Source organism: Gracilinema caldarium DSM 7334 (genome assembly GCF_000219725.1).
GTDB classification, from domain to species: Bacteria; Spirochaetota; Spirochaetia; order Treponematales; family Breznakiellaceae; genus Gracilinema; species Gracilinema caldarium.
The window spans coordinates 858,174-876,430 of record NC_015732.1 but is presented as its reverse complement, the minus strand read 5'-3'; the positions used below and the strand labels follow the sequence as shown (position 1 = coordinate 876,430).

The window sequence follows — 18,257 nt, the reverse complement described above, 5'->3', positions numbered from 1 at the left end:
ATAGGTTACAACATATAATACTCATTTATCGGATTGTTTCACGGTCCTCATAGATACCATCACCATCCCAGTCGCTTTCTATTGATTCATATCGCTGCTGATAATTCAGCGCCTCAACCGGATCGAGTTGCGCCGTCCCTTTGCGAAAGCGTCGCACCGTTTCCATCCGTCCATCCAGATCCATATCCATCCGTTGTATTGAAGGTTGACCCAAAGAAAAATCAAGGATGGAAATAATGCGCCCCTGTAACGTTTCAGTAGAACGTAAAGGCAGGCTGTTTTTAAGTTCTATGGTTTCAATTGAGTCTTTTGCAAGACTTCCAGGCCGTATAATTTTTGCAGCAAAGGAAACGAGAGCCCGCTCTGTCAGCCGCGGCAGCAGCTTTTCCCGTTCAGGAAACAGCAGGGTGATTTCAGGATAGCTGCCTACAATAGGCTTGAGGGTAAAAGGCGCATAGCTGAAACTCGCAGGTCCTGGAATATAGGTAACAGTACCGGCGATACATTGTTCCACGAGGGGGTACGACTTCCAGAACAGCCGGGCTTCTAGTGAGCCTTCATAAGGGGCAATGGTTCCTTCTTTAGGTATACCCTGTTCAAAGGTGATTCGGATTTCATCAATCCTATCCTGATTCGCATCAAAATGATAGGTTTGTATCCTGCCCTGGTTATATTCAACGACTACTTCACTGATACCATCTCTATCGGAGTCTTCAGTAATTCTACCTGAATAGCGGGAAAAGGTTTCTGAAAAATAACGACGGCTTCCTTCAGTGCGTAATTGGGCCCATACCTGACGGATCAGTTCTACCGGTATAGTTTGATGAACGGCCAGTTCAGTACTGGCAGTCCTTTCATCGATAACACCTAATTCCAGAGCCTGAGGCAGCATAAACAGCATATCAGTATTATGGGCGCGGTATTCTTCTATAATACGGCGTCGTTCATCAATATTCTGTATAAAAGGAAGAGCCAGAATCGCTAATCCGGGATCAGTTTCCTGTAACATGGGCAGTCGGCTTAATAAGAGGGCAACCAGACGTTGATCGAGCGTCCCCGGGCGGTTTTGTTGCATGTAATTAAAATAAAGTGCTGCGAATCGGGGATCCAGTGGATAGCTTTGTACCGCCTGCCAGATAAGCTGGGTAAATAAGCCTTGTTTTTGCTGAAGAGCTACAATTTTTGCCTGATAATACAGTACATCCGCTGTAGAGAAGAGTGACTGCAGCAACTGCTGGGCTGTTTCAAACTGGCGCATCTGGATTAACGCCTGAGCCTCCAGCAAAGAAGCAGATTCTGCGGAGTACCGCTGCCATCGGTCAGTATCCCTGGCTTGGCGCAGAGCTGCGAGTACAGCGCCTAAAGGCCGGCCAAGCTGGAGCCCTACTAAAGCCTTGAGGTATGAGAGATCCGATGAAGCGGAAGAAAAATCAGTCCCCTGTTCGAGCAGGGCTTCTGCGTCCTGCCATCGTCCATCATGAAGGGCTTTCAGAGCTCCCTCAACGTATACTTGCGCAAGGGGTGTTTCATCAACCTGTGCAGAAAGGGAAGGTCCTGAGGCTAAACAGCATAGTACTATCATTATTCCGGAAAACAGGAACCTTCCTTTCATACATGCTCCTCTTTATTCTGCCTGTACCGATGCTCCTTCGATTGAAGTTGCCTGTCGGAGTGGTAAACCAAGCAGAGACCGAACTTCATCATCCGTTAGGGTCTCCCGGGCCATCAGGCTGTCCGCTAAAAGCTCAAGTTTTTCCCGTTCCCGCTGCAAGATAGTCTGAGCAGTTTCCAAAGCCCTGGAAAGAACCGCTTTTACTGCATGATCAATTTTTTGTGCCATATCTTCTGAGTAATCTTTATGGCGGGCTATTTCCTTACCGATAAAGATGGGTTCTTCTTCCTGTCCGTAGGAGATAGGCCCAATATCATCGGCCATACCCCATTCACAAACCATACGTCGGGCAAGCTCAGTAGCCTGTTGAATGTCCTGTTTCGTACCAGTAGTGGTCTCGTTATAAATTAAATTCTCCGCAGCCCAACCACCATACATAATCGTAATTCGGTCCTCTATCCATCCACGGGTCCTGCTATAGGAATCTTCTTCGGGTAAAGACATAGCCATACCAAGAGCCCTGCCATGGGGTACAATCGTGACCTTATGTAAAGGATCGGCATTTTTAAGGTAATAATGCAGTAGTGCATGACCTGATTCATGGATTGCGGTCATTCGGCGTTCTTTATCGGACATTACAAGGGATTTTCTCGCCACACCCATGAGTATTTTATCCCGGGCTTCTTCAAAATCTGCCATCTCGACAACCGACTTATCCTTGCGGGCTGCAAAGAGTGCGGCCTCATTCACAAGGTTCGCAATATCAGCGCCGCTGGTACCGGGGGTTGCCCTGGCGAGACGGACAAAATCTACATCGCTTCCGAGAGGCACTTTACTGGCGTGGATTCTGAAAATGGCTTCCCGTTCTTTAATATCCGGCATTGCTACCACAACCTGACGATCAAAACGTCCGGGACGTAAGAGAGCCGGGTCCAGAACATCGGGCCGGTTAGTTGCAGCCAGAATAATCACACCATCCTTGGAATCAAAGCCGTCCATTTCAACCAGCATCTGGTTTAAGGTTTGTTCCCGTTCATCATGGCCGCCGCCATAGCCAGCTCCGCGGGTACGACCTACCGCATCAAGTTCATCGATAAAAATAATACAGGGGGCATTTCTGCGGCCCTGTTCAAAAAGGTCTCGAACACGGCTTGCACCCACACCAACAAACATTTCAACAAAATCGGAGCCTGACATATGAAAAAATGCAACCCCCGCCTCACCGGCCACCGCCTTAGCCAGAAGTGTTTTTCCCGTACCAGGCATACCAACCAGAAGTACCCCTTTGGGTATCTTTGCCCCCATTTTGGTAAACTTCTGAGGATTTTTTAAAAAGGCAACCACTTCCTGCAGCTCATACTTGGCTTCTTCCTGACCAGCTACATCTGCAAAGGTTATCCGTTTTCCGGCATCCAGATATCGCTTTGCCCGGCTTTTCCCGAACTGGAAGGCCTTATTACCTGCCCCCTGGGCATTCCTGAACATGAGCCAAATAAACACAAAGCCAACGAGCCAGGGAAGGAATTCAAGAAAAATCATCATGGGGCTGATTCCGCTGACAGAACCGGAAACACGTACCCCCTTTTGCTTAAGCAAAGGAATCAGTTCCGGGTCTTGATACGGAATAAGTGTTTTAAACTGAACTACATCACCATTTGGTGATTTAAAGGTACCTTGAATTTCATTTCCATCAATTATTTTTACCGCATCCACTTCATTCCTGTCCAAACGCATCACAAAAGTGGAATAGGGTACTTCCTGAGTAACCGGTTTATCATTGTTTAAAAAATAGGTAATAAAAAGGCCTGAAACTATTATAAAAAAAAGCAAAGCAAAACGACTGCCTCGCCCCCCCTGAACCGGTGGTCGGGATGGGATATTATCTTTTTGATCGTCGAGCATGGTTCCCCCGTATCTGTATTTCTAGCATAAAACTGGCTATTTTTTCCACTGTCGGAGAAACAGGTTCCCGCCAGTAGATGTGTACCTTTGAATGTATATCTATAAGCATGTAAACGGCAATACCTAAAGTATCTTCAAAGATATAATGTGTCGCTATGTAGTATTCGGATCTGTATGCCTCATCCCTGGTGTCACCTATCTCAAGCTGTCGGACTTCTGCAAGGGTACGCATGCGGCCACGATACATAATCCGATCTCCAGCCTGAGGGGTACGGAACACACAGGGTAAGAAGATCATCTGACCGTTCGTCTTTGTTCTATCGGGTACTAGAGCTTGCATAGGTTGAATAGAAATACGTACATTCTTTACCCTATAGGTACCTGAAGTGGTGAACGTCATCGAAAAGCCAGTAGCACTAACAAGTTGTGGTTTTTCCTGAACTTTGACCCATTCCCCGGACCGTATCAGCCTGCAATTGGGAAGATCGAGGGTCTGAACTTCTCCAAGCGCGAACTTCCGCACCGAGCTTCGTCGAACCGTTTTGGCACATCCTAACTTTATTCCATCAGGATTAAGATAATTCAAAGAGAAAGCCTCCGATTTCTTCGATGATACCACATCTATAGCCCTAAATAATGCTTCTTCACGGACCATAAGGGGTTGCTTAAAAAAGTTTTCACAGACTGTTTGATAGCCCTGCAAGGTACTATCAACAAAGCCCTGCCATGAAATATTGTTTTGTGCAGCATCCTTTAAAAAAAAAGACACCTGAGATTGGATAAAGGACGCTTCCAATACACCGGTACGCCAAAATGGGAATTCCCTGTCTAAAAGGGGTATGAGAACATTCCGTATTCGATTTCTCAGATAATGATTATCTCTGTTGGTTGAATCATAAACATACTCAATATTCCGGTCTCTTACATAGTCTTCTATCTCAGCTCGGCTTGTATACACCAATGGCCGTACAATATTCCCCCGTCGCTCAGGAAGACGGGCCAAACCGTTGGGGCCAGCTCCCCGTAAAAACCGCATTAAAGCCAATTCCAGCGCATCATCCCTGGTGTGGCCTAGAAAAAGCCAGGTTCCCGACCATCGACGCATTTGGCGTTTTAAAGCCCGATAACGAAAATGACGGGCCGCAGCTTCTATACCGGTCTTATGTTGTTCCGCATAGGACTCAATTACTCCAGGTGCAATGTTCACAATAGTAAGGGGAACCTTGAGTTTTTGACAATGGGCTCGAACAATATTTGCATCTATATCGGTTTCTTCTACCGGACGAAGCCGGTGGTTAACATGAATACAGCGAAGTAAAAAGCCGAACTGTTTTTGCAAAGTAGCAGATATATATAAGAGGGAAACAGAATCTGCGCCGCCAGAAAGGGCAAGTAATACTGTTGTACCTGCTAACTGTGATGAATATCTTTGGAGTACAGCGGCTACTGAAAGTTTTAAATCCGCTGGCCCGTTGTTCATAGGATATCCTAGGAGTTCCAATAAAAAAGCCGGAACAGAGATGGATAATTCATCCTGCCCCGGCCGGCTTTACTTAAAAAAAGGCCCTTATGCTTTAGGGGCTTCAGTTGCAACTGCAGGAGCAGCTGTTTCTGCAGCAGCTTCTACTGTAGTTTCAGCGGCAGCCTCAGCTTTGGCAAATTTAACCAATGCAACTACCTGTTCAGGGTTGGTTAAAACCCTAATTTCGGAGGCAAGTTTCAGATCCCGCACATGGAGAGCTTCATTAGCTTTAAGGTTGGTCACATCGATATCGATATGTTCTGGAAGATCCTTGGGAAGACATTCAACTTCAAGTTCATGGAGTGGAGCTTCCAAAATACCACCAAGGCGAACCCCCTCAGCGGTACCGATCACACGGACAGGCACCTTTGCATGAACAGTCTTTCCTTTCTCAACCTCATAAAAATCAACATGAATAAAAGAACCCTTGAAAATATCCCGCTGGGTATCTTTAATAAAGACTTCGTGCTGAGCACCATCGATAGAAAGATTTAAAAGGGTACTTTCAGAAACACCCTTTATTTTTCTTCCAAAATCAAGAGCATCCAACACAATTGACATAGCCTGTCCGGAACGTCCATATACGACCGCCGGAATTTTCCCATTGCGTCGCAGACGGGCAGCATCAGCAGACCCAGTAACAGCTCGTTTCTGAGCAGTAAGAACAACATGATCCATTATATAACTCCTTACCTTACCAACGCTATCAAAATATTAAAAAACATAACTGGGACGGCAGGACTCGAACCTGCGAATGCCGGAGCCAAAACCCGGTGGCTTACCACTTGCCGACGTCCCAAAATACTTACAACTCTACGGTCGGATCATCCTGAACATTTCCAGAATCATACACATCCAGGATTCTCTTTTGCAGTTCAGCCCGAAACTCAGGATGAATCGGATGTGCTACATCCTTATACTCCCCAGAGCGGGTTTTTCTGCTCGGCATAGCGATAAATACACCGCTTTTGCCTTCGATAATTTTTACATTATGAACAACAAAGCAGTCGTCAAATGTAACCGTTACGTATGCTTTCAGCTTCCCTTCTCCGGCCACCTTGCGGATCCTGATGTCGGTGATCTCCATGTCGCTCTCCTCTTTTTAGGCCCAGGTATAGTTGTACAAACTATTCTACTACTGGATTCACCTTACGCGCAAGAGGAAAGGTTAATTCTACTAAAGGCCATCGACCTTTCATGTTTTGAAGCGTCTTTCTGGCCTTATCGTGATCAGCAAAAACACCAAAACAGGTTGAACCAGAGCCAGAAAGATTGACAAAATCCGCCCCTGCTTCCCTAAGTTCCCGTAAAATCGCCTGATAGGTTTGTTGAACCTCCAATGTACCGTGTTTTAGAAACACCTCTAAAAAATCATTGTAAAAAGTCCAATGCTGCGGATGGCTTTCCAGCAACCTTACTAATACATCCCTACCCAACAGAGGTTTAGTACATACTCTGGTTTCACTTCGCACTGTATCCAATAAACGAAAAGCCTCTGGAGTACTACTATGAATTCCGGGATTTACTAGTAATACAGCCCAAGAAGTGGTCACCGAAATAGGTGAAATACGCTCACCCCGTCCGGTTACATATGCAGTCCCACCTTTTATAAAAAAGGGAACGTCACTTCCAAGCTTAGCAGCAAAATGTTCCAAACTGATATCTGAAAATGGTTTACCACAAATTTGATTAAGTGCTAGTAACACTGCAGCGGCATCGGCCGACCCGCCCCCCAACCCCGCACCAAGAGGAATATGTTTATTGAGACGGATATACCATCCACTTTCACAGCCAGATTCCATTTGGAACAGACGAACTGCTGTATATATACTATTTTGCTCAGGCGGCACCACATCCTTCATTGGAACCGAACCTTCCATATGAAGTTCAATACCAGAGCTTTTTTTCAAAGATTCAATCCAGATAGTGTCACCAAAATCGAGCATTTGAAAAATACTTTCGATCGGATGATACCCATCGGATCTTCGATCAAATATTCCGAGATGGAGGTTGATTTTGCAAGGTGCCGCAACTCGTATACCATCTCCCATGATCGGCGTCTTATTATACTTAAAAATAGACTTTTGTAAAGCCCCTGACCTTTCTCATATATATTGACAGAATATACTGCACTGCGTATCTTATTAATGAGCTGTGAAGCATGCAGTTTTAGTAGTTTTAAAGATTTTTGATATATTACATGCATTTTTCCAGCGAAAATATTAAAATTGCGAAAAATACCTGTTGACAGATGGTAATACTCTCCCTTATGTTTCAAGGGTAATATTTGTTATTTATGGAGTATGCTATGGTTCTTTATGAGACCATCAATAATGATGATATGCTCAACCTGATCCCAGTGACCGGTGAGCAGTATGACGGACTTCCCTTCCCCATGGCTGTCTTCGATGATGATTTTGATGATGACTTCGAAGATGAGGGTGAAGACGAAGATTTTGACGACCTCGACGACGAAGACGACTTCGACGACGAAGATGATTTCGACGATGAAGACGACTTTGATGATGAAGATGACTTTGATGATGAAGATGAAGACTTCGACGACGAAGACGAGGATTACGACTACGACGACGATGTCGATTACGACGATTTTGATGAATAAAGCGTTGTACGTTCCTGCCTAAAGTTTAGGGTACTGAACTCTTATCAAGGACTGCCATAGATTCAAGGCAGTCCTTTATTTTTTATATTTCACGATTCAGCTTTCCACAGTATCGGTGCTTCGCTCCAGAGCCGCTCTAAATCGTAGAACATACGGGCCTTTTCGGTCATAAGATGTACCACAATAGTGCCCATATCAATCAGGGTCCATTCGTCCTCTGCAGGAGCTTTTCGCTGCCGTCGCAAAATATCGATATGTTCTGCCTGAGCAAATTCTTTTATATGCCGCTGTAAACCTTGCTGATGAGTACTACTCGTAACGGTACTGATTATAAAAAAGTCAGTCCATGTATGTAAAGATCTTAAATCCAATACAACTACCCGTTGGCCTTTATGTTCAAAAATAAGCTTAGCGAGATTACAGGCAATTTCTGTCTCTTTAGTATGTAACATATCGTCCATTAAAATCCTTCCCTATAATAAGTGTAAAATCCGCAGAATAATTCAAATCCTGGGACATTTCTGGTGTATCGATATTATTGCTTGTTGTGATATTTTTACATTTGATTACATCTGCTAAAGCTTGTGCAACTTCGGGATATTTCGATCGATCAATAATGATGGTCTTTTCATAATCATTTCGATCAGCATTGCCATATGAAAGAACATCATAACCGAAACCCTTTAACAATTCTGATGTATTTCTTGCTAGTCCAATACTTGGCGTGCCATTAAGAACCTCAACGGTAAACACCCGATCAGGGAATTCGCCTTCACCTTGACGAACCAAACCCGAAATAGCCTGCTTCACAATCTCTTTGATTAAAACCCCATCATAAAAAGGAAAAAGCAACGTTTTACCAGAAACCTGCTTTATCGTACCACCAACCCTTTGCATAGCCAATCTTTGTACATCTAGCTGAGTCAACTCCTGAAATATTCTTAAGGTAGATTCAGCATTCAATTTTGTAGAAATAAAAGAAGTAAAGAAGGCTCTAACCTTCGGATCCCTTAATAACATTCGTTTCTCGTTCAAACCGGTAAGTAATGCGATAATCGTCTTTTGTTTTCTCGTAATTAAAGCTTCAGTTTCAGGATCATCTTTATCTAAGGTATACGTAGCATATGCTACAGCTTTGTTTCCATCAAGTTTTACAAAGCCAGATGGAAATAACATTGGAATTTGCGGATTATACTGTTCAACTTTCTCTGGAATGAACAAATGTATCCCTTCAATTAGATCAATAATTTTTTCCAGATTGGTGATAGTAATAGTTACCGAAAAGGGTATACGTATCCCTAAAAGGTTTTCAATTTCTTTGATATATTCAGGGCTCTCCAGACCTTTATATAAAACATCTATACGATCAACTCGATTAAGGGATTTAATGATAAGGCCAGTTTCTATAGGAATGTCAAACACACTAACCCGTTTTGTTGGGGGATAATATAAAACCACATAGGATCCAATAACTTTTTTATCCTGTTCAATATTTAACAGGATATTCATAACCCGTTCATCACTTAATATTTCTTCAAGGGGATCTGTTTTACTAAAAATGTAAATACCTATTCCACCAACAAGTACAATTAATATAATCAGTATCATCAACATAATACTGGAGTCAAAATTCAACCGTTTCACAGGAGTCCCTCCTGCTGTAATTCTTTAAGAAGAGCAGCCGTTTCTCGAGTCAGTAATTTTCCTTGTTTTTGTAAGTACTGCACAGTGTCCCAAACCACCTGAGCAAATAATACTGGTAAGGGTGCGGTTCTACAAGCGATGCGCAATGCAGAATTTATATCAGATCGAGAAGGCTCAATTTTATCAGCAATATAGACGATTTTCGCGAGATCTCCCATATGGGGACCTCCAAAGGTATGCATTTGGATGGCCTGTAATAAAGCTTTATCGGTAATACCATGGTACTCCTTTAAATACATTGCTGCTGCCCTTCCATGCATCAATTCAGGTTTTTCCTTCTCTATCGAGTCTACAGGCAGCCCATCATATTGAACGAGTTTAAGTATTTGTTCTGATTTCCAATGTTTGCATATATCATGGGCTATACCTGCAAGATAACCCAGTTGTTCATCAATCTGAAAACGCCTGCACAATTGGGCAGAAAGCACTGCCACATTTTTAGAATGAAGATAACGACTCGATGATAACCAGGAGCGGGCGATATCTTCTATCAAGTTAATAAAGTTTGATGAAAAACTTACACAACATGACTTTTCTCGAGAATTCTGTTCCCAGCTTGTATATAAAAACCTGTCCTTGATAATAGAAGCCACTGCAGGAGGCACAAGATGAGTCCAGTCTGCAGAATGTGCAATTCTATCTCGAATTTCACTGGAGGATACCATCCATTTTGGATTATCAATCCCAACAAAGGGATAAGGGAAATTGTAATGCTGCTTTGGCGCTCTGCTTGCTACAAGTAATTCGGTTTTCTGAGCAATCAAAGTTGCATCTTTCCATTTATGAAACGATACGAGGTGATCATCTCCAATTATTAAACCTAGCTTTTGTTCACTTTGATATCGTTCTTCTATATCGTTAATTGTATCAATTGTGTAGGATAGACCACCACGCCGAATCTCACAGTCATCTATAATACATCGAGGATGCCCTGAAAGGGCGGCTATAAGCATATCAAGACGATCCTGGGGAGTGGCTCCAAGGGTAGCTTCTTTGAGTGGAGATTGATAAGCTGGTATAAATACAATCAGATCATACTTTAATTTTTGCAACACTAGTTCAGCTAAAGCCAGATGACCATAATGAACTGGGTTAAAACTGCCTCCAAATACTGCAATCTTCATGACCCCTATTATTCCTCAGATTCCATTTCCGTAACCATCCGCGCAAAGGCATGGGAAAGTGATTGAAGCCCCTGCCCAGTAAAAACCGATATGCCTAAGACTGTTTCTTCAGGGTAACGAGTCTGTAATTCAGTGAGTCTTTCTATTGTTCCTTCTATATCGAGCTTTGTACCTACAAGGATCCGTTTCTTTGCTACTAATTCTGTAGAGAAAGCTTCAAGTTCCTTTTTTAATACATGAAAAGCTTCAAGATAGGTATCATCAGAAAGATCGATGAGAAATGCGAGCCCTGCAGTCCGGGATATATGCTTGAGAAAACGGATACCAAGTCCCGCTCCGTGACTGGCTCCTTCAATAAGGCCTGGAATATCCGCTAAAATAATATCCCGGTCATCTACCGTAAGGATACCCAGGTTCGGAATTTTTGTGGTAAACGGATAGGGAGCTATTTTAGGCCGTGCATTGGTAAAGCGGTCCAAAAGGCTTGATTTCCCCGCATTAGGGAAACCTACAAAGCCAATATCGGCCATCACCTGTAATTCTACCTTTAACCTGCGGGTTTCTCCCCGCTGACCAGGCAACGCTTTTCTTGGCGCCTGGTTTGTTGAAGATTTAAAATGCACATTGCCCCAGCCGCCATTACCCCCTTTTAGGAATACAAAACGGCCTTCTTCCTTTCCAAAATCACGAATAATTTCGCCGGTATCAGCATCTTTTAAAATAGTTCCCGGCGGCACCGGTATTACCACATCTTCCCCATGGCGGCCATACCGCTGTGAACCTTCACCATCTCGGCCGTTTTCAGCCCTGAATACTTGTTTATAACGCAAATGAGCTAGGGTCCGCAAGTTCCGGCGAACTTCAAAAACTACATCACCGCCCCGGCCACCATCACCGCCTGCGGGACCACCCATCGGCACATACTTCTCTCTGCGAAAGGCTACACAACCATTCCCGCCGTTTCCCGAGGAGACTTCGATTATCGCTTCATCAGCAAATTTCTGCATAGTTTTATAAACACAAACGGCGCGCCCAAGGGGCGCGCCGCGCACTGTTCCATAGATAAGCCCCGTGGGCTTTCCTGGCCCGTGATATTTATTCGGCTGCACCGGCGGGCATAACACCTGCCAGTTTCCGGCCCCGGCGTTCAGAGAATGTAACCGTGCCATCGACCAGTGCAAAAAGGGTATAATCAGAACCACAACCCACATTTACACCGGGATGAATCTTGGTACCCCGCTGACGCACGATAATAGATCCTGCCTTTACAAATGAACCACCAGCTGCCTTAATTCCAAGGTATTGGGGGTTAGAATCCCGTCCATTTTTTGCTCCACTACCACCCCGTTTCCGAGCCATATTGCTACCTCCGCTCTCTTTGTATTCGAACACAGCAATGTTCAGGAAATTCTTCTGACACCGATAACATACCTTCCAGAAGAAAGGCCGTAATTCCGGCAACCTGATCTTTAGAAGCCTCGGTATAATCGATTTCCATGAACAATTCCCCCCTTTGGGGTGCTTTTCCCCGTGCAGTAACCCCATCTGTTTTTGTAAGGGTCCTGAGGGCCGTCCGGGAAAGAACTGAAACGGCGGCACATACCACATCGCCATTTCGTGGCCCAGCGCCGGCGTGTCCGGAAACTTTACAGGACTTTATAAGCCCTGCGGGATCAAGGACAACGTCGACGGCAACCATAGAAAGGAATTAAGCTCCTACAATATCCTGGATACGGATATAGGAATACTGCTGCCGGTGGCCCTTCTTGCGGCGGTAATCTTTCTTTGGCATATACTTAAAGACAATAATCTTCTTGTCTTTGCCGTGATTTTCCACAACCGCCTTAACAGAAGCACCCTTTACATAGGGAGCCCCGACGGAAACCGTATCGCCAGATACAAGGAGTACCGAGTCGATATCCACAGCGGAACCAACTTCAGCATCAATCCTATCCACTTTTAACAAGGCGCCTTTTTCAGCCTTGTACTGTTTGCCTTTAAATTCTACCAGTGCGTACATGAACAATCGCCCTCGATTCTATTCGGATAATAATACTTCGGTGTTTATACACCAGCAATTCCCTTTAAGTCAATAGGTTGTACCGAGCCCTGTTCCCACTTCCTGCCTTACATAACATCCAGGAAGGGAATACAAACCAGGGTCATGGCAGATCGCAATACCTGTAAAACAGCCTGAGATAAGGCAAGCCGGGATGCGGCCAGATCCGCTGTTTCGGCGTTAAGAATGGGACAATCATGGTAAAAACGGCTGAAAGCCTTGGATAACTCATAGAGATAGGCCGCGATGACCGAAGGGTCCATCTGGGTTGCCGCCAGTTGTACCGTCTCAGGATAGGCAGCCAGGGTTTTAATGAGAGCCCATTCGGCTTCCCCGGTTAAAAGTTCCGGTTTAATCTGTCCTGACTCTGCCAGGGTTCCAGTCTTCTTCCTGAGCATGGAGGAAATTCTCGCCCCCATATACTGGAGATAGGGTCCTGTATTGCCATTAAAGGAAAGAGATTCCTTAGGATTAAAAAGCATATCCTTCGTAGGAGATACCTGAAGCAGGTAGTAATGCAGGGCACCTACAGCTATTTTTTCTGCCACCGATTCGCCATCCCCTACCGCTTCCTCCCGGTTCTTTTCCCGGATTTCCTGCAATGCCATTTCTTTCAGATTGTCGATGAGATCATCCGCATCGACAACGGTGCCTTCCCGGCTCTTCATTTTGCCTTCAGGCAGATTTACCATGCCATAGGAAAGATGGTACAGATTTTTGGCCCAATCATAACCGAGTTTTTCAAGGACTTTAAAAAGCACCTTAAAATGGTATTGCTGTTCCGAACCAACCACATATACAAGCCGTTCAAAGGGCCAGTCATGGTGTCGGAAGATTGCGGTGCCAATATCCTGGGTAATATACAGAGATGTTCCATCCTTACGAAGCAGTACCTTTTTATCAAGCCCCTCCGCAGTAAGATCCACCCACACAGAACCATCTTCTTCGCGATAAAAGAGCCCCTGTTCAAGACCCTTGAGCACTTCTTCCTTGCCTTTAAGATAGGTCTGGCTTTCAAAATAATATTGATCAAAGGACACTCCGGTCCGTTCATAGGTCTTTTTAACACCTTCAACGGCCCACTGGTTCATCTGCTTCCAAAGGGCAACCGTTTCCGGGTCCCCCTGTTCCCACTTCCGGAGCAGTTCCTGAGCCCGTTCTTCAGCCGAAGGGTCTTCCTGGCTCATTTTATGAAATTTAACATACCAGTCCCCTACAAAGCGGTCACTTTTAACCCCCTCCGATTCAGGGGTCTTTCCCTGACCATATTCCTTATAGGCCAACATGGACTTACAAATATGAATTCCCCGGTCGTTAATAATACACACCTTCCGGATCTGGGCACCGCAGGCGGCAAGAATTCGGGAAATACTCTCTCCCAGCACATCGTTACGCAGATGCCCTAAATGTAAGGGTTTATTGGTATTGGGACTGGAAAACTCTACCATTATTTTACTGTTTGTAAGACTTTGAGGCCGGCCGAAGGTCTCCTTCTGTTCCAGAATTGAGCTTACTACCTGTTTGGCCACGGCGGATTTTTCAAGACGAATATTCACATAGGGACCTTCTGCTTTTACGGAACCCCATCTGGTGCTTGTTCCGACTTTTTCCAGATGGGCAATGACAGCTTGAGCAATCTGGGGTGGTCCCTTCCGAAGCATTTTTGCAAAGGGGAACATGGGGATACCTAGATCACCCATCTCCGGTTTTGGTGGAATTTCAACTACCACCTGATCTTTGAGTACCTGTTCAGCAATTCCATTTTGCCTTGCCAATTCAGTTAATGCCGCGGCAATTTCATGTTTCCAAATTTCTTTTATATCCTGCATGGTGCCATCCTGAACCCTAACCATACCATAGTTTGATAATTAACTCAATTGATAAGGGCTACCATCCTGGTATAAGAAGCTGCACCCTGTCTTCGGAATGACCCAAGCCGAGGATCGGTAACCGTACAGTTCTGACAGATCGCCAGTTCCTCTACTCCTGCTTTTGCAAGAAGGTGTGCGTTCGCGGCTTGCAGATCAAGATAATATGTAACACCCGATATCTGAGTCTGCCGCATCTGCACCACAGGACCAAGTGGGTAGGGCCCGGGGGACTTGCCAAATTCTATTTCAAAATTATGAGCCCGCTCACTATCTACCTGATAACAGTCTCTACAAATACAGGGGCCAAGTACCGCAAGAATATCTCTTGGGTGTATTCGCCATTCATCAATAAAAATTGATAGAGCCTTTTCAACAATGCCGGTACCTTTCCAGCCAGAATGAAGAACAGCTCGACATGTTCCTGATCGATCCCGTAAAAATATAGGAAGGCAATCGGCTACAGTGATCGAAAGCCAGGCCTCTGCCAAGGTGGTGGCAAGACCGTCAGCCTGTAGGACATCGTACGGTGATCCATCCTTTACAAGAACCACATCACGGGAATGAATCTGCTCTACCGCATATACTGGAAGCTTCTCCATATCCTGTCGCTTTGCAAGGGCAGTAAAAAAACGAAGTCGATTAGGATTTTTACTACCCGGGATAAACTTCATATCTCCTGCATCAACGGTAGATAAAAAACAGGCTGGATCGGATACCGGATTCCCATCAGCTATAAATGTAAAGACAAAACCATTTAGTACGGGATCGAGTACAAGATTAAAGGGATAGATGTTCATAAAGGCTCTCCATCATGTCTCGATTTTTGAAATTTCTGTAAGCAAATATAGAGCCCGTTCAATTTTGCTCTGAGTGTTTTTTATCATTGCTATATAAGAAGCATTTTTCCCAGCGAGGCTTCCGAGGTTAACCAAAGAGTCATATCGGCCACCCGCTTCTCCTTTAATAATTCCACCAAGAACCGCAGTTAAAGATTTCAATGCTTTAGCTGCTCGGGCAATAATATCAGCCGCTTCATCTGAGGCTTCCATTTCAAGGGTCTGAATTTTTCGCCGTTTCACCGAGAGTGCAGTAATTTCCTGACGGGCTACATCATATCGTTTACCCAAATCACCTGTGGGGGAAAGTTTTTGATCAAAAGCACGAATAGTATCACCAAGCTTTAATAATTCATTATAGGCTTCTGTAAATTCAGTGCGGTTTTCTTTTTTATAGAATTCGCCATCTATCAAGATAGGTTTGAGGACCTTATTAATATCTTCGATAAAAAGAACAGAATAGAAGGTAAGAAGAAACGCAAGACTGAAGGTTCCACGAACCGGGATACCTTCCTTATCTGTTCCCTCTGCTACATATTGAAGGCTTTTAATACTGTTGCCTTTAAGAAAATCCCGCAGTTCCTCAACGAGCTCTCGTCTATGTTTTTCCTGTATAAAATGAGTATATCGTTCATCAATCTGTTTTTTCCAATAATCTCTATAGACTGCAAACCAATCCTCGCCACCGGTAATTATCTGAGGCATATAGGACAAGTTTCGGCTTGCGCAACGAATGATTTCAGTAAGGGGGATTCGTTTGTTAAATTGTCTGATTCGGCCAAGTGATTCTTCTGCTCGAGATAAAAGAGACTTCAATTCATCTTGTAAATCAATTGAGGTCTCAACATTCCTTTCCTGAAGCTGAAATATAAAAAGGGTCTCCAATAACGCCATGGATGGTGGTTCTTGTAGGGAATAGAGAATGTTGCTTAAGGCATAAAGCTGATCCAATACAAGATAGGTTGGTGCAGAGAGACCTTTTGTTTGATGATCCTGATTAAATGCAGATAAGAGCCTGTCATAAAGAAACGACGAGAGCTCCTTAAGACAATGTAAGGAACGGGCATTGCGATACATTATGCGGCGTTCATCCTCATTAATAGCCTGAAAAATACTATCTAAGGTTCTGCTTATTGTATTTTTAATATCCACATCAGTAAAACTTGGATTACCCGCAGCAATTGCTGCAGGATCTGTTTCAGTTAGTATTCTGCGATGAATAAAATCAAGCTCTAAAGATGCAAGAAAAGAAAAAAAAGCCCCTTTATCTTTATTCAAGCTTATATCGAGAGCTTCATAAAAAAAACGGGCGGCTTCTTTCAGAGATTGTATTTCATCCCAGAAACCAGAAATGAGCATATTTCTTCGTCGATCAAAAAGGCCAGGCGCCCTGTTTTCAATCATTGCACCTAAGGATGCAATAAGCCGCTCCTCAAAAAGATTAAGAGGTGTTCTCCCTCGAAAAAAGCCAAGAATAATCAAGAACAGCTTAATATACCAGGGTGTTTCTTTATATTGAAGTTCAACATCAATCTTTGGTGAAATTTCTTCTTCACGGAACAAGACTTCTTTGGATAAAACAGCATAGCTGGACAGTTTTGCTAATAGAGCCTGCCGTTCCTCGATAGAAAGCCGAGATGCTAATCTTTCAAAGGTATCTATTGTTCCTGTAGATGACATACTGTGAACTATAAAAGATATGGCTCTTAATGGTCAATGAATTTAGAAACTTTATACCATGTTACATCAACAAAAAAGGTTTAAATAGCCCCTAGGGGAGTTGAACCCCTCTTTTAAGATTGAGAATCTCATGTCCTAACCGATAGACGAAGGGGCCAGAGACATAAAAAGCCCCGCAGAGCTAACGGCTCTTAAAAGGGCTTATAACGTTCCCCAGGGAGGATTCGAACCCCCACAAGCAGATCCAGAGTCTGCCGTGCTACCCTTACACAACCGGGGAATAAGCATCATGTAATATGACCGGACTCTAGCATATAACATTTTTTTTGTCAACAGGAATGACTTTTTTTATTCATGGTGATATTCAATTAATGTTTTGATCGGAATATTTCCTAGTACAGCTCGATAGTTCAGAAATGGAAGTCCAACCACACCAAAAAGACCTGCAACCTTGGCCCCTGCAGAAGCAATGAGATCCGTAGCAGCACGGAGAGTCCCCCCTGTAGCAATAAGATCATCCACCACAAGAACTTGTTTTCCTACGGGTACATCCTCTGGATGCACCTCTATTTCTGCCTCACCATATTCAAGCTGATATTTTTTAGAAAGAGTTTTTCCGGGCAACTTTCCTTTTTTTCGAATGAGGATAAGTGGAATCCCCAAACGATCTGCAAAAGGTGCGGCAAACACAAAGCCCCGTGATTCAATCGCAGCTACTGCATCAATCTGTTCATTACGATATAAAGCTTCCATCGCATCAAGACAGTATTTAAAGGCTTCGGGATTAGCAAGAATACTAGTGATATCATAAAACAAAATCCCTTTCTTTGGGAAATCCGGCACTTTACGAATCGCAGCATCAAGATTAAAGTTAGTTTCCATTTGACAGCTTAACTCCGACCTAGCACAGCATGAACCCAGGCTTTCACCTTGGGGGCCCTATCTACAGGTTTTAATGATTCAAAGAAAAGGGGTTCTGAAAAGACCGCCAATTCCGCATCCTGACTAATTGAGCGAAGATACTCGATAGCACTTTTTGAAGAAAGCGTAAAGAGGCCACAGGGCCTGCCTGCCAGATTGATCCCCTTAAGTACCCGTTCTACTTCGCAGAATCGGGCAGGGTGTGGTTCTTGGCATCCTAAAAAATAAGCATCCGCAGGGAGAAGATCCGTTGCAGCAAAATCTGCCGCATCTACGATAGCTACATGAACAGGGGCCATGTAGCTTGCTAATTGTCTGCCAACTTCCTTAATCGTATCCGCTTCATCAACTAAAATAAGAACATTCCTTATAGTTTTCACAATGATAAAGTCTAGCTGCAGTG

The 18,257-nt window shown here is 44.1% G+C and carries 19 protein-coding genes and 3 tRNA genes; 1 reads left to right on the top strand and 21 read right to left on the bottom strand.

The features are described 5' to 3' along the window. Window positions 1-25: 25 nt before the first annotated feature. From SPICA_RS04035 to ispE, 7 genes are all read right to left on the bottom strand, one after another. Window positions 26-1,612 carry a tetratricopeptide repeat protein gene (locus SPICA_RS04035; protein WP_013968260.1) on the bottom strand — a complete coding sequence of 529 codons (1,587 nt, stop codon included), beginning with the start codon at window positions 1,610-1,612 and terminating at the stop codon, window positions 26-28. A gap of 12 nt (window positions 1,613-1,624) precedes the next feature. Beyond that, window positions 1,625-3,514: an ATP-dependent zinc metalloprotease FtsH gene (gene ftsH, locus SPICA_RS04030; protein WP_013968259.1), complete on the bottom strand. Its 1,890-nt coding sequence runs from the start codon at window positions 3,512-3,514 to the stop codon at window positions 1,625-1,627. Beyond that, a complete protein-coding gene (gene tilS / locus SPICA_RS04025; RefSeq protein WP_013968258.1) occupies window positions 3,492-4,994 on the bottom strand; it encodes a tRNA lysidine(34) synthetase TilS in 1,503 nt (500 codons plus the stop codon). The genes ftsH and tilS overlap by 23 nt, the downstream gene beginning before the upstream one ends. An 87-nt stretch (window positions 4,995-5,081) precedes the next feature. After that, complete coding sequence (locus SPICA_RS04020) at window positions 5,082-5,714, bottom strand: 50S ribosomal protein L25 (RefSeq protein ID WP_013968257.1); 633 nt, start codon at window positions 5,712-5,714, stop codon at window positions 5,082-5,084. A gap of 49 nt (window positions 5,715-5,763) precedes the next feature. After that, a tRNA-Gln gene (locus SPICA_RS04015) sits at window positions 5,764-5,835 on the bottom strand. A gap of 6 nt (window positions 5,836-5,841) precedes the next feature. Further along, window positions 5,842-6,123 (bottom strand): septation regulator SpoVG, encoded by a 282-nt coding sequence (gene spoVG / locus SPICA_RS04010; protein WP_013968256.1) that lies wholly within the window; start codon window positions 6,121-6,123, stop codon window positions 5,842-5,844. 40 nt (window positions 6,124-6,163) lie between these two features. Further along, on the bottom strand, window positions 6,164-7,087 hold the full coding sequence (ispE, locus tag SPICA_RS04005; RefSeq protein ID WP_013968255.1) for a 4-(cytidine 5'-diphospho)-2-C-methyl-D-erythritol kinase: 924 nt from the start codon (window positions 7,085-7,087) through the stop codon (window positions 6,164-6,166). Window positions 7,088-7,344: 257 nt separating this feature from the next. On the opposite strand from ispE, the gene SPICA_RS04000 reads away from it, so the two are divergent. Beyond that, window positions 7,345-7,659, top strand: coding sequence for a hypothetical protein (locus SPICA_RS04000; RefSeq protein ID WP_013968254.1), 315 nt, complete (start codon window positions 7,345-7,347; stop codon window positions 7,657-7,659). Between the two features lie 89 nt (window positions 7,660-7,748). Here SPICA_RS04000 and rsfS read toward each other — a convergent pair whose 3' ends face one another. The 14 genes from rsfS to SPICA_RS03930 all read right to left on the bottom strand — a co-directional run bounded on the left by rsfS (window position 7,749) and on the right by SPICA_RS03930 (window position 18,234). After that, window positions 7,749-8,111, bottom strand: coding sequence for a ribosome silencing factor (rsfS, locus tag SPICA_RS03995; RefSeq protein WP_156789715.1), 363 nt, complete (start codon window positions 8,109-8,111; stop codon window positions 7,749-7,751). Then, window positions 8,098-9,303 carry an LCP family protein gene (locus tag SPICA_RS03990; protein ID WP_013968252.1) on the bottom strand — a complete coding sequence of 402 codons (1,206 nt, stop codon included), beginning with the start codon at window positions 9,301-9,303 and terminating at the stop codon, window positions 8,098-8,100. The genes rsfS and SPICA_RS03990 overlap by 14 nt, the downstream gene beginning before the upstream one ends. Beyond that, window positions 9,300-10,487: a nicotinate (nicotinamide) nucleotide adenylyltransferase gene (gene nadD, locus SPICA_RS03985; RefSeq protein WP_013968251.1), complete on the bottom strand. Its 1,188-nt coding sequence runs from the start codon at window positions 10,485-10,487 to the stop codon at window positions 9,300-9,302. The genes SPICA_RS03990 and nadD overlap by 4 nt, the downstream gene beginning before the upstream one ends. A gap of 8 nt (window positions 10,488-10,495) precedes the next feature. Beyond that, the gene (gene obgE, locus SPICA_RS03980; protein WP_013968250.1) at window positions 10,496-11,494 is read right to left on the bottom strand and encodes a GTPase ObgE; all 999 of its coding nucleotides are present in this window, start codon (window positions 11,492-11,494) and stop codon (window positions 10,496-10,498) included. 88 nt (window positions 11,495-11,582) lie between these two features. Beyond that, window positions 11,583-11,846, bottom strand: coding sequence for a 50S ribosomal protein L27 (rpmA, locus tag SPICA_RS03975; RefSeq protein WP_013968249.1), 264 nt, complete (start codon window positions 11,844-11,846; stop codon window positions 11,583-11,585). A 4-nt stretch (window positions 11,847-11,850) separates the two neighbouring features. Next, window positions 11,851-12,186 (bottom strand): ribosomal-processing cysteine protease Prp, encoded by a 336-nt coding sequence (locus SPICA_RS03970; protein ID WP_013968248.1) that lies wholly within the window; start codon window positions 12,184-12,186, stop codon window positions 11,851-11,853. Between the two features lie 9 nt (window positions 12,187-12,195). Continuing rightward, on the bottom strand, window positions 12,196-12,507 hold the full coding sequence (rplU, locus tag SPICA_RS03965; protein ID WP_013968247.1) for a 50S ribosomal protein L21: 312 nt from the start codon (window positions 12,505-12,507) through the stop codon (window positions 12,196-12,198). A gap of 107 nt (window positions 12,508-12,614) precedes the next feature. Further along, a complete protein-coding gene (gene argS, locus SPICA_RS03960) occupies window positions 12,615-14,375 on the bottom strand; it encodes an arginine--tRNA ligase (RefSeq protein ID WP_013968246.1) in 1,761 nt (586 codons plus the stop codon). A 44-nt stretch (window positions 14,376-14,419) separates the two neighbouring features. Then, window positions 14,420-15,214: a purine nucleoside phosphorylase YfiH/LACC1 family protein gene (locus SPICA_RS03955; RefSeq protein ID WP_013968245.1), complete on the bottom strand. Its 795-nt coding sequence runs from the start codon at window positions 15,212-15,214 to the stop codon at window positions 14,420-14,422. A 12-nt stretch (window positions 15,215-15,226) separates the two neighbouring features. Then, window positions 15,227-16,933: a DUF5312 domain-containing protein gene (locus SPICA_RS03950; protein WP_013968244.1), complete on the bottom strand. Its 1,707-nt coding sequence runs from the start codon at window positions 16,931-16,933 to the stop codon at window positions 15,227-15,229. A gap of 85 nt (window positions 16,934-17,018) precedes the next feature. Then, a tRNA-Glu gene (locus tag SPICA_RS03945) sits at window positions 17,019-17,090 on the bottom strand. A 52-nt stretch (window positions 17,091-17,142) separates the two neighbouring features. Beyond that, window positions 17,143-17,213: transfer RNA gene (locus SPICA_RS03940), tRNA-Gln, on the bottom strand. 68 nt (window positions 17,214-17,281) lie between these two features. Continuing rightward, window positions 17,282-17,815, bottom strand: coding sequence for an adenine phosphoribosyltransferase (locus SPICA_RS03935; protein ID WP_013968243.1), 534 nt, complete (start codon window positions 17,813-17,815; stop codon window positions 17,282-17,284). A gap of 8 nt (window positions 17,816-17,823) precedes the next feature. Next, entirely contained in the window at window positions 17,824-18,234 is a 411-nt protein-coding gene (locus SPICA_RS03930) for a hypothetical protein (RefSeq protein ID WP_013968242.1), read from the bottom strand. Window positions 18,235-18,257 lie beyond the last annotated feature (23 nt).